The sequence below is a fragment of the Helicobacter suis genome, assembly GCF_902196125.1.
GTDB classification, from domain to species: Bacteria; Campylobacterota; Campylobacteria; order Campylobacterales; family Helicobacteraceae; genus Helicobacter; species Helicobacter suis_B.
Window position 1 is genome coordinate 40,128 of sequence record NZ_CABIKG010000002.1, and the last position, 16,266, is coordinate 56,393.

Consider the following 16,266-nt stretch of genomic DNA (forward strand, 5'->3'; position numbering starts at 1 on the left):
TTTTGGTGATCCTCTCAATCCTGCAAGCTTAAGAACACGGGGAGTGTGTGGGTATTTAATCATTTTCTGCAAAATCCCACTTGTCTTTAGTAGGTGGAATGAATGCCACCTATTCCCACTATTTTGTGGTACAACACTCGCATACATCTGTATCTAGCGCAGGGAGTGCTAAAAAGTTACGCTTTTGGCAGATGATGCGATTTGACCTGAGAGAATGCATTGGTAGCTTAAACTCTGTAAAATCCCTACTATAGAGATATAGAGTGAGACTCTTCCTATGGGCAATATAGCAAGCCTAAATGTCTTTAGCATTTGGGCACTTCACACAACCAAGCGCAATATAAGAAAAACACCGGTGGGTTAGTGGCATTAAAATATATCAAGTATTGATTTAGGTTTTTTTAGTAGGCTAGTGGGGCTCTGGTATTGCTCGTGGATGGCAAGAAAGAGCTCTACAGGCTAAGTACTTTCCTGCTTTGTTAGTTTTATGTTTCATTTCAAGTAACCCTTGTTTATAAGCCTGCAAGGCATTTTCCTCTAAACTCCATCTTTTTTCAGACGGGCTAATGTCTCTGATTAGTTCTGTTTTTCCTCCAGAGCTTATAAAATCCCAAGTGTGCCCAAAAATCTGTACCTTGCCTTTATAAGAACATTCATTATCTTCAAAACTTAAACCATATTGATCAGCTTCTGGATCACCCGGATATTCCTTAGAATTTAAGAAATACTTTTCCATATCCTTTGTATTTTTTGGATGGGTCTTCTACTCTCTGTAAAGAGAGCACATGTATCTCTCCTGTGGCTTTTTTGAGCCGTTTTAAGGGTTTATAAAAGTAAGATTTTAGAAAAGAATCAAGTGTTGCTTGATGAGGAGATTCATAGAGCATGCATATCGCCATTGCTATTCCAGTAGTGATTTTTTGAGAGCAAAGGCAAACACAAAACTAAGATAATAAGACAACTTTTAAGATTCATAAATCTCTTCTTCACTTTTATAAGGGCTAATTTCTCCGTGATATATATCTTGATCTTACTTAAACTAGGCATTTATCAAGAATGCTGTAGACTATCTAAATGAAAAAAATATTATGGATTTGGGTGTTTTTTAGCTTTTCTTGTTTGCAGGCTTGTTGTTTTGAGGGTAAGGTAGATTCTAGTTTTAGTACTAAGGACGAAGGGTTTTGTTTGGGGGTTATAGAGAAAAAAGAGGAGGAAAGCGCGCTTTATAAGGGTTTTTGTTTAGAAGGTTTTAGCCAAATAGAGCTTTACAATACTAATAATCCTAAAGTTCTTAATTTTGTCCTTTATAAAAATAAGCACCCGGCACTTCTTTTTGAACCCCCAAAACCTGATACAAAAAACCTCTTTTAAATTACCTCACTTTGCAATTTTTAAAAGATCGTTTTTATTTAACCCAATTCTCAGATAAAACAAATATCTTTTTTAACCATGTAGGCTATGAGTTTCCCATGTATGCTGTTAATAATGCGCTTCTAGATGATCTCTTATCTAAACAAGCAAATACAGAGTTCAGCAGAACAGACACCTACACAACAAAGATCACGCTTGATAATTCACCCTACACTCTTATTAATCAGACTACAAGTGATCAATCTCAAAAGAAACTCTCTAGTTGATTAAAAGGGGGAATACAACGCTGCGGGGGAAATTTTGTTTAGATGGCTTAGGTAAGGCAAACTTTGTTTATAAGAAAAATTATATCACCCTATAAGGTTATAATGGGGTGTTTTATCTGCACCAATACAGCGAGCAAAATCTTAAGGTAAATAAAGATGGTTCTATGAAAGTTCTAAAAACACAGATTATCTATCGCCAAAACAGAGACGATCCACAAAATAAAAACCCTATCACGCTTGATACTCTTAGCAGCAACTACCAATACCAACTGCTTAAGCTATCAAGCGAGGCTTTGGTAGCCCTAAATGTACTTATTTGCCAAAGCGCCCACCGGTAGTAGGATAACCATAAATTGAGCCATCTTTAATTTTCATGTGATCTTCCCAAGGCAATTTGTATTTACCTGCGGCTAAATCTTTAATATAGGTTAAACCGGCATCTGGCTCACCACCGGGTTTGGCCACATATCCGCGGTGGCCTAGATTGTAAATGTTATTTTCTAAGCCCCAACTCAAACGGGCATTATCTGCCATTTTAGGATAAATTTCCCCAGTTACAATTTCCCAAGGATTTCTATGGCCTTGAACTAAAGTTGTACCATCAAAGTTACAGATTTGTCCTTCACCAAAGTAGTAAAAGACATTATCATAACCGGCTAAATTCACACTCACGGTATACATCAAGTTATGCCATGCATTAGAGCGGTTGGTTAAAATCCATTGATCATTAACTTGTGTGCTATAGCCTGAGATACGGATATAAACATTACAACCCTTATAAGCCGCCTCGCGCGCTAATTCTGGAATCATGCCATCATGGCAAATGCACACAGACAACTTAGATCCGCCCGGACCCTCACATACGGGCATACCTAAATCCCCCGGATACCAAGGTTCGATAGGATTCCAAGGAAAGAGTTTGCGGTATTTTAAAATGATTTCACCCTTTGGGTTAATAATAATAGCGGTGTTATAGGGGTTTTTATTAGGATCGGGGTTGCGCTCCATAATAGAAAACACACCAAAAACGCCCGCTTCTTTACAAGCTTTAGCATACAATTCTGTTTCTTTTCCGGGTACATCTAGGATAAATTCCTCACTGATCCATTTAGCGGTGTTTAAACCTTGTGTGCTGTATTCAGGGAAAATAATGAGTTCTACACCCGGATAGCCTGCTTTAGTGGCATGCAAGGTTCTAATAATGCTTTCAATGTTTTTATCAATATCTGCCCGGCCATTAACCACAGGAACGGGAAACTGAATCGCTGCGACTAAAAACCCCTCAATGGGTTTACCCATACTGCCAATACTGCCCATGAAAACTCCTTAGAATAAGATGTGTGGCCAATCTAGCCACAAGGGCATACTAGGGCAGAAGTTCTAATTTAGGGTAAATAAAAAAGGGGTAACTCTTTTGGAGGTGTGTTACACCTCAGCCCCCCTCCTAGTAGATTTAAGATTTTTTAGTGGTATTTTTGATGTATTGATCAGCTAAATACAAGCCATGCCCACTCTCACCCATCAACTTAACTTTGTCTAAGAGATTTTTAAAGAGCACTTCTTCTTCATGCTGTTCAGCCACATACCATTGTAGAAAATTAAAGGTCGCATAATCTTTGTGGTTTAGCATGTGATCTACCAAAGTGTTGATAGCGTGGGTGATGTGCTGTTCATGTTTATAGGCTTTCTCAAAGATTTCTACCAAACTTTGAAACGCATGCTCAGGGGCTTTAACTTCCTTGAGATGTACGCCCACCTCATTTTCATTTAAATAGGTGATGATTTTGGTCGCATGGGCGTATTCATCACTGGCGTGATTAAATAAAAATAACCCCGCTCCATCAAAACTATGGGTATAACACCAAGAACTCATGCTCATATACAGATTAGCAGAATAAAACTCATCCATCACTTGGCTATTGAGCAACTTAACGGTTTCTTGAGGCAACATAAAAACTCCTTTTACTAATTTTGTATCATTATTATATACTAAATGAGAAAACAAAGTCAAGAGTTTTAGCCTAATTTTTCTTATAATTTTATATATTTTGAGAATTTAAAGAGCAGCGCAGAATTGAGCTACATAGTAGGCTAAAAGAGAAAAAATATAGGCCACAGCTGTAGTAAAGACAAATAAATAAAGTACAAACTTAGCCCCGCCTGCTTCTTTGCCAAAGGTAATAGTAGCCGCAAAGCAGGGGATATAAAACATAATAAAAACAATAAAGGCAATGGCTGAGGGGAAACTTACATTTTGGGCTAGGGTTTTTCTAAAACGCATTTGATCTTGGGGGTTATTGCCCAAAGAATAAAGCACGCCCAAAGTAGAGACAACCACCTCTTTAGCCATAAAGCCAGTTACTAGCGAGATAGAAAGTTGCCAATTAAAATCCATAGGTTTAAAAACACCGTGGATAGCCTGCCCTATACGCCCTACTAGACTATATTCAAGATTACTTTTTTGTAAGTTTTCCTCTAATAAATGCAAAGCCTGCTCTTGTTTAGAAGTTTCTAAGGGGTGGGCTTTGAGTTGGTCATATGCGATTTTATAAGTTATAAGCGCTTGGGGGTCTTTAGGATACTGTGAGGCAAACCAAATTAAAAGAGCTCCGGCTAAAATATAAGTACCTGCTTTTTTAAGATAAGAAAGTGATCGCGTATAAATACTCATCCAGATCACCTTAGGACTTGGCATGCGATATTTTGGCATTTCCATAACAAAGGACTCTTCTTGCCCTCTAAAAACACTGAGTTTAAGAAATTTTGCCATTAAAAGCGCGACTAGTGCCCCGGTTATATAAATCATGAAGAGTACAAAAGAGGCGTATTTATCAGGGAAAAATGTCCCTACAAAAAGTACATAAATAGGTAGCCTTGCGCTACAACTCATAAAACCAATGACAAAGAGAGTAATAAGCCTTTCACGCTGGTTTTGTAGTGTGCGCGTTGCCATGTAAGCAGGTACAGAACAGCCAAAGCCTGTAACTAGTGGGATAAAACTTTTACCATGCAAACCAAACTTATGAAAAATCCCATCTAAGAGAAAAGCCACACGACTCATGTAGCCTGTGGCCTCCAGAAGTGAAATACCCAGATAAAGCACCATAATTAGTGGCAAAAAAGAGAGCACCGCCCCCACTCCACCGATGATTCCATCGCCTAAAAGCGAAGCTAAAGCTGTGTTGCTTATATGTGTTTTTAAATAATCACTTAGTAGAGTAAATCCTGTTTCTATAAAACCTTGTAAACCTCCCCCTAACAAAAAGCTTAAAGAAAACACTAAAAACATCAGCGCTAGAAAGATAGGGATACCATACACTTGGTGCATGAGGTATTTATCAATGGCTTTTGTGTAATTAGTAGAAGCGGGGGTTTGTTTACAAACTTGTTTAGCTAATTGTTTGCTAAATTTAAGGGTTTCTTGGTTGAGAATAACAGAAAGAGAGCTTTCTTTTAAGGCTTGGCATAAACGCTTTTCTGTTTGTTCTTTAAGTTGTGTGATCATTTCTAGGGGATTTAAAACACTCTGTGGTAAAGATTGTTCTAATAAGAGATAAGCGCCCTGTTCTAGGCTAAGATTGCGCGAATTTAAATAAGCGTGTAAATTTTCTAAGTGATTAGTGTTAAGTTGTTTGGCTAAATGATCTAATTCTAGTTTAAAGGCGGGGCTATAAGTGATTGTAGGGGGGGTGTAGGTTTGGTGATAGAGTGTGATGAGGTTTTCTAGGATTTTTTCTGTATTTAAACGCGTATGAGCGGAGGTACAAATGCAAGGAGCACCTAGAGTTTTAGAAAGCATTTTAATATCAATTTCTAATCCTTCCTTACATGCCTCATCCCACATATTAAGGGCGATGAGAATCTTATGTTGGTTTAAAAGCTGGGTGGTAAGGGTGAGGTTGCGCTCTAAATTGGTACAATCCACTACATTTAAAATAAGATCGTAAGGCTCATGATCTAAAAAGCGCTTGGTGATCTTTTCCTCAATGGTAAAATCATTAAGCGCATAAATACCGGGTAAATCAATAATGGTGATAGTGTAGCCGCCATAAACAACACTAATTTCTGTTTTTTCTACTGTAACCCCCGCAAAATTGCCCACTTTTAAATGCGTACCACTCATAGCATTGATGAGCGAACTTTTCCCTACATTGGGCTGTCCTACTAGCGCGACAACAATCGTTTCCATAAAGCTTAAAACCTTAATTTTATTATGATTATTAAAATTATAACTAGCTAATTATAGCCAAAAACCTATTTTTAAAGCACACTAAATTACAAGTTAAAAACCTCACTCTTTCAAACTAGCTAGTTGTAGTATCTGGCAACTCCCTTCAATTAAATCAAAGATTTTTAATAACCCCTGTAATTCGCGGTGATACACCACAATCCCACAGCCCCTAATAAAAATAAAATGCCGTTTACTAGTTTGTAAGTAGTGTAAAATATCTGTAGAAGAGCGATCTTTCCAATCTTTATAGTTTTTAGGATCATAGATTTCAATTTCTTGCCCTAAAAGCGAACAACCCAAATAATCTTTAGGGATTAAATGATCATGGTTTAATGAATAGGCGATCGCATGGGGGGGTCTTGCATAGGCAATAAACCGGGCTTCTGTAAAATACTGGTAGATACTTGCATGGATACTTGTATCCATGCTTGATTCTTGCCAGCGATAATCTAATTTGTCATGTAAAACAATAAAAGACTCTTCATCTAAATTATCAAAGACGGCATTGTTTTTATTGATAATAAAACGCGTAGCGCCCATGCGCGCTGAAATTGAACCGCGAAAAATGCTAAAAAACCCTTTGCGAAACATGGAAAGCGATACTTTTTGGAGTTGCTCGAGTAATTTTTGATCCACTTCGCGTACATAGACATTCATGGCAAAGATTCTAACACATCTAGTTTTAACGGGGTAGACCATTTGAGTAGGACGCTACTTCCATGCGCTAAAGAAGTCTTAATTGGGAGAGATAAAACCTGAGATTCAAGCATGAGAGTAAGGGTATTGTTATTACTATTTAAGACTTTAGCTAATAATCCATCATCACAGCGTGTAGGGGTTTTTATTTGGCATACATGGCGCTTTGATTGTTCTTGTATGCATACAAGGGTATCTGCCATTTTATAAGCCTCTATTGGATCGTGGGTGATCATAAGAGTTGTAAGATTAAAATGTACACTTAAATACTTGATCTCTTCTTGTAATTTTGTGCGCATATTAGAATCAAGGGCATTAAGCGGTTCATCTAAACATAAAATCCCTTGTGGGCTATCAAGTGCTCTAAGAATAGCACGCGCTAGGGCAATTCTTTGGGCTTGTCCACCTGAGAGGGTGTTAATTCTGCGTTTTACAAGCCCTTTTAATTCCATTAGATCAATAATGGCATGTATTTTTTCTAAATCGCGCTTATTAGCAAAGGTGATATTTTGATACACATTTAAATGGGGAAAAAGCCCATAATCTTGGAAAACAAAGCCTACAGAGCGTTTTTGAGGGGGGAGGCAGATTTTTTTATCTGTATCTAACCACACTTCCTTATTAAAACAAATCCGCCCCCTATCTGGTCTTTCTAATCCAGCTAGCATGCGCAATAATGTACTTTTGCCCGCTCCAGATTTGCCTAAAATCCCTATAATTTGCGGGGTTTTTAATTTCAGATCAATCTCTAAATCAAAGTCCCCACTAGCGCCACTAAGCTGCTTGTTAAGTGCTATCTCTAACACCTGCTCCCTTTAAGAGTTAAGTCTAAGACAATAGCGCAAATGATAGAGGGTAAAATCAAGCCCGCTAGCCTCTAAAGCTAAATGTGGTTTAAAGGGGGCATAAGAGCCTTTAAAATCTGCTTTTTTAGCGTCTAAATAGGCGCGCGCATGACTATCTTTTGTATAAAGAGGTTCGCCCACAATGGGAAAACCTAGCGTACTTAAATGCAGGCGAATCTGGTGTGTACGGCCTGTAAGTGGGGAAATTTGGAGTAAAGTTTGGTTATTAAGAGCATCAAAGCAAAGGATTTTAATCGTCGTGGCGCTAAATTTACCCCGTCTATTAATTTGTGATCGCACACCTAGATCGCCTCGCACACTAGAGGGTTCTAAAATAGGCAAGATGATACTAAAATCCCCGCTAGCATAGTTATACATATTCCCTCGTACTAAGGCGGTGTATGTTTTTGTAATTTGGCGCGTACTAAAAAGTTGGCGCAAACTCTTTTCATGCTCTCTATTTTGACTTACTAAAACAATGCCGCTAGTTTCATAATCTAGGCGGTGAATCAAGCGCGCTTCTTGGTTATGGCTATAAACACTCTCATAAAGGCTAAAGCTGTGGGTGTTTTTGGGATGGGAGTAGAGATTTTTAGGCTTGTAGTAGGCTTCAAAAAAGGGGGTGGAGAAAAAGGGCTTATGCAGGGCTAAAGGGAGTGCTTTAAAGAAAGTAAGGGCGATTAAACCTTGTATTTTTTGGGATTTTTTAAGAGGGCTTTGATCTAGTGTTTGCAGACGACCCCTATCAATGTGGCTTTGGGCTTTGGCAACACTACAGCACAAGGTATTAGCGACAAATTTCCATGCCTTAATGGGTTCTTTGATCTCAAAAATTTGGCGTACAAAGGGCATTACATGCAGGCTTGTACAAAGGCTTTTAAAAGAGCATTAGGAGCAATTAGGCGCGAGGTAAACTCGGGGTGGTATTGTACCCCCACATAAAAGGGCATATCCTCTAAAGCCATAGCCTCAATGATAACTTGGTTGTTAGTATCCACACTCTGCCCTACCACTTTAAGCCCGTGTTGTTCGTACTCTTTAAGATAGCTCTTGTTAATCGTGTAGCGGTGGCGGTGGCGCTCCTCTATTTCTAAAGCGCTGTAGGCTTTTGCAAGAATAGAGTTTTTATTAAGAGTGATTTTGTGCGTGCCAAGACGCATGCTTGAGCCCTTAAGGGTGGTGTTTTCTTGTGTTTGGAGAAGATCAATGACCTTATGCGGGGTGTGTTTAAATTCTAAAGAATGCGCGTCTTTTAAACCTAATACCTCCCTTGCAAATTCTACTACCATGAGCTGTGCTCCCAGACACACACCTAAAAAAGGTATTTTATTTTCTCTAGCATAGTTAATTGCATTAATCATGCCCTCCACCCCGCGCCCTCCAAATCCACCGGGTACTAAAACCCCCTGCATGCCCTGCATTTTTAAAGCCACTCTTTGTTTTAACTGCTCTATGCTTTCTCCCTCTTGTAACTCTAATTCCTCACTATTGATAAAAACCACCTCTACTTTAACCTGTAAATGCGCCCCCACACAAACCATGCTCTCTAAATAGCTTTTATAAGATTCGCTTAAATGGGTGTATTTGCCCACAAAGGCAATCGCAATAGTGCGTTGTGGGTTCAAGATATTGTGCACCAGATCTTGCCAGATCTGTAACTGGGTTTGATCTAAAGAGGCTTGCATAGAAAAATGCGCAAAGAGGGCTTTAAGTAACCCTTCTTGTAAATAATTAGAAGGGCAGGCATAGATACTAGGGGCGTCTTTGGCTTGAATCACATTTTCTATACACACATCACAACTACTTGCAATCTTAGCTTTTAAATCTGCCCCCAAATCCTGAGCGCAGCGGGCTAGAATGATATTAGCACTCACCCCCAAACGGCGCAACTCAATAATAGAGTGTTGGGTGGGTTTGGTTTTAAGCTCTTGGCTGGTGGCAATGAAGGGTACTAAAGTTACATGGATATTAGCCACCTTGCTACTGCCCAGAGTATTCTTAAGCTCACGGATAGCCTCCAAATACACCATTCCCTCAATATCCCCCACAGTGCCCCCCACTTCCACGATTAAAAAATCCTTCCCCTGCCCTAGTTTTAAAATACGCTCTTTAATTTCATCTACAATATGAGGGATTACCTGTATTGTTTTGCCTAAGTACTTGCCCTGTCTCTCTTTTTCAATCACGCTTAAATAAATTTGCCCTGTCGTAAAATTATTCTCTTTAGAAAAGTTCTTATTTAAAAAGCGCTCGTAATGCCCAATATCTAAATCTGTTTCGCTCCCATCAGCGGTTACAAAAACCTCGCCATGCTCAAAGGGGCTAAGCGTACCCGGATCAATATTAATATAGGGGTCTATCTTTAAAATATCTACTTTAAAATGACAAAGTTTAAGTAGATGGGCTAGTGAGCTACTAGCTACTCCCTTGCCTAAAGAACTTAATACCCCCCCTGTGATAAAAATAAAACGCGTGTGCATGTCCCTTCCTTTTTTAGATTTAATAAAGGTCTACAACTAAGTAGTTTGTCTTTTGATCAATCTTGTATTGGTATTGCCCATCTAGGATAATAAAAAAGCGGTAAAAATTATCATGGGTTTCTAGCGCGATTTGCTCTACATATTTTTGCCCCACCATAAGCCGTTTATCAAAATCTTGCTCGCCTCGATCGATGTCTAGTACCAAACGATAGGGTTTTGTCAAAATAAAAGAACGCTGGATTTTAGCGCTTGTGCGCAGATAAAGCCTATTTTTATGAGCCCAAAAATCAAAATTGCCTATATGATAGATATTTTCCTTAGGGCCTAAAATAGCCCCTTCTTGGCTGAATGTGAAAGGATAATGCCAGTCAATATACTGGTTAATATCAATTGTTTTTGTATGGATTGAGGCGTCTAAATCTTTATAGGTGAGGGTGATTTTAGTGAGTACTCTAGCAGTGGTTGGCAAAGTGATTTTGACATGCCTAAAATAATCCGGTACGGCATTTGCTAAATGATTGGTCATGTTATTTTCTGATTTCATCAAAGGTTCAAATGGATCTTCACGGGCAATTAAAGCCCCTAGTAATAAAAGAACGCATAACTGTTTTAACATCAAACACCCATCATCTTTTAGGGGGCTCTAATTCTTTGAGTTCAAAGAGCTGTTTTTGCAGTTTAGCATTTTCATACTGCAGATTTTGTACGCGGGCTTGTAAATCGCTTTGTTTGCGCTTAAGGGCTAAAAGCACCTCAATAGAGCTATCCCCAAAAAGCAAACTCCCAATATACATTCCAAAAGCAACAATGAGTGAAAACCCTAGCAACACCCCCCTATAAATATAGAGAAATTGCCAAGTTTTACCCATTTATTCCCCCTCTGGCATAGCCCACTCTACATCAGACTTATTAAAAAGTTTTTCTTTAATTTTACCGGCAATTTCTGTGGCTAAATCCCCGTCATTTTTTAAGCTTAACTTAGCCGCTTCTCTCCCCTGCCCTAATTTTTTATCCAAATAGCTAAACCACGCCCCGCTTTTTTCTATCACCTCTAGTTTAACGCCATAATCAATTAATTCCCCCGCTTGGCTAATCCCATCGCCATACATAATATCAAACTCCGCTTCTTTAAAAGGGGGCGCTACTTTATTTTTAACCACCTTGACTCGTACGCGATTGCCAATAGGGTGTTCGTTTTGTTTAAGAGTAGCAATGCGGCGAATATCTATACGCACACTGGCATAAAATTTAAGCGCATTGCCCCCTGTAGTGGTTTCAGGGCTTCCATAACCCATAGTCCCAATTTTCATGCGAATCTGGTTGATAAAAATTAGAGTGGTGTTCATCTTGTGTAAAATTCCGGTGATCTTGCGCAAAGCCTGACTCATCAAACGCGCCTGCAAACCCACATGTTGATCGCCCATGTCGCCCTCAATTTCTGCGCGGGGGGTGAGCGCGGCTACTGAATCCACTACAATCACATCTACTGCACCGCTACGCGCTAAAGTCTCTAAAATTTCTAAGGCTTCTTCTCCGGTATCTGGCTGGGAAATAAGTAGATTATCTGTATCCACCCCTAATTTTTTAGCATACTGCACATCTAAAGCATGTTCAGCATCAATAAAGGCACAAGTGCCCCCCTCTCTTTGTGCCTGCGCGATGATGTGTAAAGTTAGGGTGGTTTTCCCGCTTGATTCGGGTCCATAAACCTCCACAATGCGCCCCTTAGGCACGCCTCCAATCCCTAAAGCCATATCCAAACCTAGCGATCCGGTAGAGGTGGCCTCAATGTGCTCAATTTCTTTATCGCCCAAACGCATCAGCGCCCCCTTACCAAATTGTTTATCAATCTGTTTAATCGCTAACTCTAACGCCTTTTGTTTTTGTTCGTCCACAACGACCCCTTACTCAAGTTTTACAGCTGGGGATTTTAACAAAGAATAGCTAAAACTAACTTACGCAGGTAGTTTTAAACAAATGTTTATTTTTTATATGGCAAAATTAAGATAATTTTTGTGATTTTTGGGAGAGGATGCGCGGTATTGCGGTGGCTTTAATGGTGGCGCTGTGTTATGCGGGGTGCTTACAACCCATGCAAGACCCTCAAGATGAAAAAGTAGACTCGCAAGTACGCTGTGGCTTTGGCTCTAGTGGGTGTTAAGCTCAAATGTTAAGGAAGAATTGTTGGCAGAGGTGATAGGTGTTAAAAAGGGGGGGCGTGTTTGGGATTTACAAAGTGAAAATTTGGAGGCTGGGGAGGCGATTTATTTTGATAATAGCCCGCCTGCTTTAGAGATTATCCGCCACTCTTGTGCGCATTTACTAGCCCAAGCAATTAAACAGCTTTATCCGGATGCGCAATTTTTTGTAGGGCCTGTGGTGCAAGAGGGGTTTTACTACGATTTTAAGACCGCTTCTAAGATTTCTGAGGACGATTTAGGCGTAATTGAGACTAAAATGCAAGAGATCGCTTCAAAAAAACACCCCATTCTCAAACACATTATGAGTCGCCAAGAAGCTTTAGAGCGCTTTAAAAACGATTCACTCAAACATGCCGTGATGTCTAGGATTGAGGGCGATAGTTTTAGTGTCTATTCACAAGGGGAATTTGAAGATCTGTGCAGAGGCCCCCATCTACCCCACACCGCCCTTTTGCAGCATTTTAAACTCACCAAACTTGCTGGGGCTTATTTAGGCGGTGATGAAAAAGCAGAAATGCTTACCCGTATTTATGGCATTGCCTTTGCCACTAAAGAGGCGCTTAAGCAGTATTTGCACCAGCTAGAGGAGGCTAAAAAGCGCGATCACCGCAAACTCGGGCAGGAATTAGGGCTTTTTTGTTTTGATGAGGATTTGGGGGCGGGTTTGCCTATTTGGTTGCCAAATGGAATGCGTTTGCGTATGCGTCTTGAAAATCTTTTAAGTAAAGCCCTTTTGCAATATGGCTATGAACCGGTAAGAGGGCCTGAAATTTTAAAAAGTTCTTTATGGCAAAAAAGCGGGCATTATCAAAACTATAAAGAAAACATGTACTTTACAACCATTGATGAGGTGGAATATGGCATTAAGCCTATGAATTGCGTGGGGCATATTAAAGTTTATGAACATGCTTTGCGATCTTATCGCGAGTTGCCTTTGCGTTTTTATGAGTATGGCGTGGTACACCGGCATGAAAAAAGCGGGGTTTTGCATGGACTCTTACGCGTACGCGAATTTACACAAGATGATGCCCATATTTTTTGCCGCTTTGATCAGATCAAAACAGAAGTACTCTCTATTTTAGAATTTACTAAAAAAGTCATGGGTGTTTTTGGCTTTGAGTATGAAATGGAACTATCTACTAAGCCACCTAAATACATTGGAGAGGATCACATCTGGGAGCAAGCCACTAACGCGCTTAAACAAGCTCTAGAGGAACACAATATTCCTTTTGGAATTGATGCAGGCGGGGGGGCGTTTTATGGGCCCAAGATTGATATTAAAATCACCGATGCGATCAGGCGCAAATGGCAATGTGGCACGGTGCAGGTGGATATGAATTTACCCGCGCGTTTTGATTTGAGTTATACTAATGAAGCGGGGAATTTAGAACAACCCGTGATGATTCATCGCGCGATACTGGGGTCTTTTGAGCGCTTCATTGCCATTTTAACCGAACATTACAGCGGGAATTATCCCTTCTTCATCGCGCCGGTACAAATTGCTTTAGTGCCGGTCTCTATGGATCAATTAGAGTATGCACAAGAAATTTATCACAAACTTAACAAACGGGGTTTTTTTGTATGTGTGGCAGATAAAAATGAGACTTTAAGCAAAAAAATTCGCTCTTTAGAAAAGCAAAAAATCCCCTTTATTGTGGTGGTGGGAAAAGAGGAAGTAGCACAGGGCAGTTTAGCCATTCGCGATCGCGCTTTAGGCAAGCAATATACAATGTTGCAAGAAGAATTTTTTCAATCTATGGAGGCAAAAATGCAAGAGGTTAGTTTTTGAGTAAAGAGGAAGTTTTATTAAACCATGCGATTCGTTTAAAAGAGGTGCGCTGTGTGGGGGAGAGAGGCGAGCAGTTTGGAATCATTTCCTCAGAGGAAGCTTTGCGTATTGCAATGAGTAAGGGCATGGATTTAGTGCTTATCTCGCCTAGTGCTAAGCCCCCAGTGTGTAAAGTGATGGATTATGGCAAATTTTGCTACCAGAGTGAGAAAAAGCAAAAAGAGGCTAGAAAGAAGCAAAGGCAGATTGAAATTAAAGAGATCAAACTTTCTACCCAGATTGCCCAAAATGATATTAATTATAAAGTTAAGCATGCCAGAGAATTTATTGAGGAGGGCAAACATGTTAAGTTTAAGGTGGTGCTTAGGGGTAGAGAGAGCCATGATCCTAAAGCGGGGTTAGCGGTTTTAGAAAAGGTAGCAGAGATGATGAGAGATATTGCCAATGCCGAGAAAGAACCTAAAGCAGAGGGTCGTTTTGTGATGTGGCTTTTTGTACCACAAAAAAAGTAAATTTATCAGAAAGGAGAGAAGATGCCCAAGATGAAGACTAACCGCGGAGCAGCGAAGCGTTTTAAGGTTAAAAAGAACCTGATTAAGCGGGGCAGTGCTTTTAAAAGCCATATTTTGACTAAAAAAAGCCCGCAAAGAAAAGCCAACCTCAACGCCCCCCACTATGTGCATGCTACAAATTTGCGCTCAGTAGCAGGGCTTTTGTGTAAAGCTTAAGTTTTTCCCCCTCCAGCAAAAAGGGAAAGTTTGATGATAATCACACCTTAAAAGGTAAAGGAAAGTTATGAGAGTTAAAACCGGAGTGGTGCGCCATCGCCGCCACAAGAAAGTTCTAAAACAAGCCCGAGGGTTTTATAGCGGGCGTAGGAAACATTTTAGAAAGGCTAAAGAACAGCTTGAGCGCAGTTTATGTTATGCCTTTAGAGATCGCAAACAGAAAAAGCGCGATTTTAGAAGTCTGTGGATTGTGCGTATCAACGCCGCTTGCCACATGCACAACACAACTTATTCGCGTTTTATACACGCGCTTAAAAGTAGCCATATTGAGCTAGATAGAAAAATCCTAGCTGATATGGCGATGAATGATATGCCGGCCTTTTCTAATCTAATAGAGCAGGTTAAAGCCCATTTACCCAGCGCCTAAAAACTCTGATCAACTTAGAGTAAAAAGCGCCCCTTTTTTGGGGGTGTGTGGTTTGCAAAAAAGGGCGTTTGCTGGCTTTGTAGTTATTGCTACAAAAATTAATTTTATAATATTATTTTTTTTTGGTTAGTTTTTGTATTTTTATGTTTTTTTTAATAGCATAATGCTAGAATTCTGGCGCTAGAAATCCATTTAAACTGAAGGAACCTAATGAAAAGAACAATGATAGCCATTCCCCTAGCTACAGCACTTTTAGGTGCTGCAGAAAGCCCGCAGTCTCCAACGAAGAAGTCTGATCACAAACATGCACAACATGTACGGATCTCTAAAAAGCACACCTCTAGCTCAGGACGCGGGGAAAGGAACGCCTTTTTTGTAGGCGCGGATTACCAACTGGGTATGTTTACCTCCACTGAACAAGCTTGTGCAAACGCGGCTCAGTGTGCTGGGAGTGCAGCGGGCAGTAGCACCGATATTAGTGGAGATTCTACCTCCGTTAGTTGGGGTAACATGGGTAGCCACACCTTTAAGGGAAATGTAAACGCCCGTAACCATGTTACTAATGGTTTTGGGGTTGTAGTAGGGTATAAGCACTTCTTTAAAAAGTTGCCTGAGCTTGGAATGCGTTACTATGGCTTTTTTGATTATAACGCTTCTGATTACCGCTACTTTAAAAGCATTGATCCTAATAGCAATTGGAACAATAGCATGTATCACCCCACTAATATTTTTGCCTACGGCGTGGGGACAGATGTCCTTTTTAACCCCCAAATCTTTAATAAAGAAAATTTCCACTTTGGCTTCTTTGCAGGGGCTGCCATTGGTGGGTCTTCTTTTGGTCCTATGAACTGGTATTATAAAAAGCTAATGGAGACCTACGCCGGGCATATGCGAATCTCTAGCTTTAACTTCTTCCTTAATGGCGGGATTCGCTTTGGCACAAAACATAATGGCTTTGAGGTAGGCATTAAAATTCCGCTTATCCGCACTAACTACTACACCGCTTTAGGTAATATACCCGCCGGTCTTCCTTTCAAAGCAACTTTGCAACGCGACTTTGCTTTCTACTGGCGCTATCTCGTTGACTTCTAAGATTTTACTTTTGCCCCTTATGGGGCTTATGGAGAGCAAGCAACACTGGTGTGTGCCTTGGGCTTCAAACCCAAAGAGCGTTTAGGTGTTCTAAGCGCTGCGAAGTTCGATTCTTTGGCTCTCTTGCCAATCTAAGGTTT

General features: G+C 40.1%; 20 protein-coding genes and 1 tRNA gene. 10 read left to right on the plus strand and 11 right to left on the minus strand.

What is annotated here, in order from left to right:
- Positions 1–409: 409 nt before the first annotated feature.
- Complete coding sequence (locus G6Q00_RS00975) at positions 410–736, minus strand: hypothetical protein (RefSeq protein ID WP_163531625.1); 327 nt, start codon at positions 734–736, stop codon at positions 410–412.
- A gap of 338 nt (positions 737–1,074) precedes the next feature.
- On the opposite strand from G6Q00_RS00975, the gene G6Q00_RS00980 reads away from it, so the two are divergent.
- The 3 genes from G6Q00_RS00980 (at position 1,075) to G6Q00_RS00990 (ending at position 1,975) form a co-directional block, all read left to right on the plus strand.
- Positions 1,075–1,371: a hypothetical protein gene (locus G6Q00_RS00980; protein ID WP_163531626.1), complete on the plus strand. Its 297-nt coding sequence runs from the start codon at positions 1,075–1,077 to the stop codon at positions 1,369–1,371.
- Between the two features lie 11 nt (positions 1,372–1,382).
- Positions 1,383–1,637, plus strand: a complete 255-nt coding sequence (locus tag G6Q00_RS00985) for a hypothetical protein (RefSeq protein ID WP_163531627.1) — start codon at positions 1,383–1,385, stop codon at positions 1,635–1,637.
- 164 nt (positions 1,638–1,801) lie between these two features.
- Complete coding sequence (locus G6Q00_RS00990) at positions 1,802–1,975, plus strand: hypothetical protein (RefSeq protein WP_163531628.1); 174 nt, start codon at positions 1,802–1,804, stop codon at positions 1,973–1,975.
- Here G6Q00_RS00990 and G6Q00_RS00995 read toward each other — a convergent pair.
- The 10 genes from G6Q00_RS00995 to recA all read right to left on the minus strand — a co-directional run bounded on the left by G6Q00_RS00995 (position 1,950) and on the right by recA (position 11,784).
- Complete coding sequence (locus tag G6Q00_RS00995; protein ID WP_163498754.1) at positions 1,950–2,954, minus strand: formamidase; 1,005 nt, start codon at positions 2,952–2,954, stop codon at positions 1,950–1,952. The two genes, G6Q00_RS00990 and G6Q00_RS00995, sit on opposite strands and share 26 nt — an antisense overlap.
- Before the next feature lie 136 nt (positions 2,955–3,090).
- The gene (locus tag G6Q00_RS01000) at positions 3,091–3,588 is read right to left on the minus strand and encodes a ferritin (RefSeq protein ID WP_163531629.1); all 498 of its coding nucleotides are present in this window, start codon (positions 3,586–3,588) and stop codon (positions 3,091–3,093) included.
- Positions 3,589–3,693: 105 nt separating this feature from the next.
- Positions 3,694–5,826 carry a ferrous iron transport protein B gene (gene feoB, locus G6Q00_RS01005; RefSeq protein ID WP_163531630.1) on the minus strand — a complete coding sequence of 711 codons (2,133 nt, stop codon included), beginning with the start codon at positions 5,824–5,826 and terminating at the stop codon, positions 3,694–3,696.
- Between the two features lie 102 nt (positions 5,827–5,928).
- Positions 5,929–6,525, minus strand: a complete 597-nt coding sequence (locus G6Q00_RS01010; protein ID WP_205426431.1) for a class II aldolase and adducin N-terminal domain-containing protein — start codon at positions 6,523–6,525, stop codon at positions 5,929–5,931.
- Positions 6,522–7,370, minus strand: a complete 849-nt coding sequence (locus G6Q00_RS01015; RefSeq protein WP_163531631.1) for an ATP-binding cassette domain-containing protein — start codon at positions 7,368–7,370, stop codon at positions 6,522–6,524. The genes G6Q00_RS01010 and G6Q00_RS01015 overlap by 4 nt, the downstream gene beginning before the upstream one ends.
- A gap of 9 nt (positions 7,371–7,379) precedes the next feature.
- Positions 7,380–8,261 carry a pseudouridine synthase family protein gene (locus G6Q00_RS01020; protein WP_163531632.1) on the minus strand — a complete coding sequence of 294 codons (882 nt, stop codon included), beginning with the start codon at positions 8,259–8,261 and terminating at the stop codon, positions 7,380–7,382.
- Complete coding sequence (locus G6Q00_RS01025) at positions 8,261–9,889, minus strand: CTP synthase (protein ID WP_163531633.1); 1,629 nt, start codon at positions 9,887–9,889, stop codon at positions 8,261–8,263. The genes G6Q00_RS01020 and G6Q00_RS01025 overlap by 1 nt, the downstream gene beginning before the upstream one ends.
- A gap of 19 nt (positions 9,890–9,908) precedes the next feature.
- Positions 9,909–10,505, minus strand: a complete 597-nt coding sequence (locus tag G6Q00_RS01030; RefSeq protein ID WP_240330909.1) for an AMIN domain-containing protein — start codon at positions 10,503–10,505, stop codon at positions 9,909–9,911.
- 10 nt (positions 10,506–10,515) lie between these two features.
- A complete protein-coding gene (locus G6Q00_RS01035) occupies positions 10,516–10,758 on the minus strand; it encodes a hypothetical protein (RefSeq protein WP_163498747.1) in 243 nt (80 codons plus the stop codon).
- The gene (recA, locus tag G6Q00_RS01040; protein ID WP_163531635.1) at positions 10,759–11,784 is read right to left on the minus strand and encodes a recombinase RecA; all 1,026 of its coding nucleotides are present in this window, start codon (positions 11,782–11,784) and stop codon (positions 10,759–10,761) included.
- Between the two features lie 137 nt (positions 11,785–11,921).
- On the opposite strand from recA, the gene G6Q00_RS08695 reads away from it, so the two are divergent.
- From G6Q00_RS08695 to G6Q00_RS01070, 7 genes are all read left to right on the plus strand, one after another.
- On the plus strand, positions 11,922–12,050 hold the full coding sequence (locus tag G6Q00_RS08695) for a hypothetical protein (RefSeq protein WP_255298804.1): 129 nt from the start codon (positions 11,922–11,924) through the stop codon (positions 12,048–12,050).
- Between the two features lie 20 nt (positions 12,051–12,070).
- Positions 12,071–13,879, plus strand: a complete 1,809-nt coding sequence (thrS, locus tag G6Q00_RS01045) for a threonine--tRNA ligase (protein WP_163531636.1) — start codon at positions 12,071–12,073, stop codon at positions 13,877–13,879.
- Positions 13,876–14,391: a translation initiation factor IF-3 gene (gene infC, locus G6Q00_RS01050; protein WP_163498744.1), complete on the plus strand. Its 516-nt coding sequence runs from the start codon at positions 13,876–13,878 to the stop codon at positions 14,389–14,391. Before thrS ends, infC begins: the two co-directional genes overlap by 4 nt.
- Positions 14,392–14,412: 21 nt before the next feature.
- Positions 14,413–14,607 carry a 50S ribosomal protein L35 gene (rpmI, locus tag G6Q00_RS01055; protein WP_006565320.1) on the plus strand — a complete coding sequence of 65 codons (195 nt, stop codon included), beginning with the start codon at positions 14,413–14,415 and terminating at the stop codon, positions 14,605–14,607.
- A gap of 67 nt (positions 14,608–14,674) precedes the next feature.
- On the plus strand, positions 14,675–15,034 hold the full coding sequence (gene rplT / locus G6Q00_RS01060; protein WP_163531637.1) for a 50S ribosomal protein L20: 360 nt from the start codon (positions 14,675–14,677) through the stop codon (positions 15,032–15,034).
- 210 nt (positions 15,035–15,244) lie between these two features.
- Complete coding sequence (locus tag G6Q00_RS01065) at positions 15,245–16,126, plus strand: outer membrane protein (RefSeq protein WP_163531638.1); 882 nt, start codon at positions 15,245–15,247, stop codon at positions 16,124–16,126.
- A gap of 31 nt (positions 16,127–16,157) precedes the next feature.
- Positions 16,158–16,255 (plus strand) — tRNA-Sec (locus tag G6Q00_RS01070).
- Positions 16,256–16,266 lie beyond the last annotated feature (11 nt).

Coding starts and splice junctions, on each gene's coding strand:
- G6Q00_RS00975 (WP_163531625.1), bottom strand. CDS start 736: ATGGAAAAGTATTTCTTAAATTCTAAGGAATATCCGGGTGATCCAGAA.
- rplT (WP_163531637.1), top strand. CDS start 14,675: ATGAGAGTTAAAACCGGAGTGGTGCGCCATCGCCGCCACAAGAAAGTT.
- G6Q00_RS01000 (WP_163531629.1), bottom strand. CDS start 3,588: ATGTTGCCTCAAGAAACCGTTAAGTTGCTCAATAGCCAAGTGATGGAT.
- G6Q00_RS00990 (WP_163531628.1), top strand. CDS start 1,802: ATGAAAGTTCTAAAAACACAGATTATCTATCGCCAAAACAGAGACGAT.
- rpmI (WP_006565320.1), top strand. CDS start 14,413: ATGCCCAAGATGAAGACTAACCGCGGAGCAGCGAAGCGTTTTAAGGTT.
- G6Q00_RS01065 (WP_163531638.1), top strand. CDS start 15,245: ATGAAAAGAACAATGATAGCCATTCCCCTAGCTACAGCACTTTTAGGT.
- G6Q00_RS01025 (WP_163531633.1), bottom strand. CDS start 9,889: ATGCACACGCGTTTTATTTTTATCACAGGGGGGGTATTAAGTTCTTTA.
- G6Q00_RS01030 (WP_240330909.1), bottom strand. CDS start 10,505: ATGTTAAAACAGTTATGCGTTCTTTTATTACTAGGGGCTTTAATTGCC.
- G6Q00_RS01020 (WP_163531632.1), bottom strand. CDS start 8,261: ATGCCCTTTGTACGCCAAATTTTTGAGATCAAAGAACCCATTAAGGCA.
- G6Q00_RS00995 (WP_163498754.1), bottom strand. CDS start 2,954: ATGGGCAGTATTGGCAGTATGGGTAAACCCATTGAGGGGTTTTTAGTC.
- G6Q00_RS01010 (WP_205426431.1), bottom strand. CDS start 6,525: ATGAATGTCTATGTACGCGAAGTGGATCAAAAATTACTCGAGCAACTC.
- G6Q00_RS00980 (WP_163531626.1), top strand. CDS start 1,075: ATGAAAAAAATATTATGGATTTGGGTGTTTTTTAGCTTTTCTTGTTTG.
- feoB (WP_163531630.1), bottom strand. CDS start 5,826: ATGGAAACGATTGTTGTCGCGCTAGTAGGACAGCCCAATGTAGGGAAA.
- G6Q00_RS08695 (WP_255298804.1), top strand. CDS start 11,922: ATGCGCGGTATTGCGGTGGCTTTAATGGTGGCGCTGTGTTATGCGGGG.
- G6Q00_RS01035 (WP_163498747.1), bottom strand. CDS start 10,758: ATGGGTAAAACTTGGCAATTTCTCTATATTTATAGGGGGGTGTTGCTA.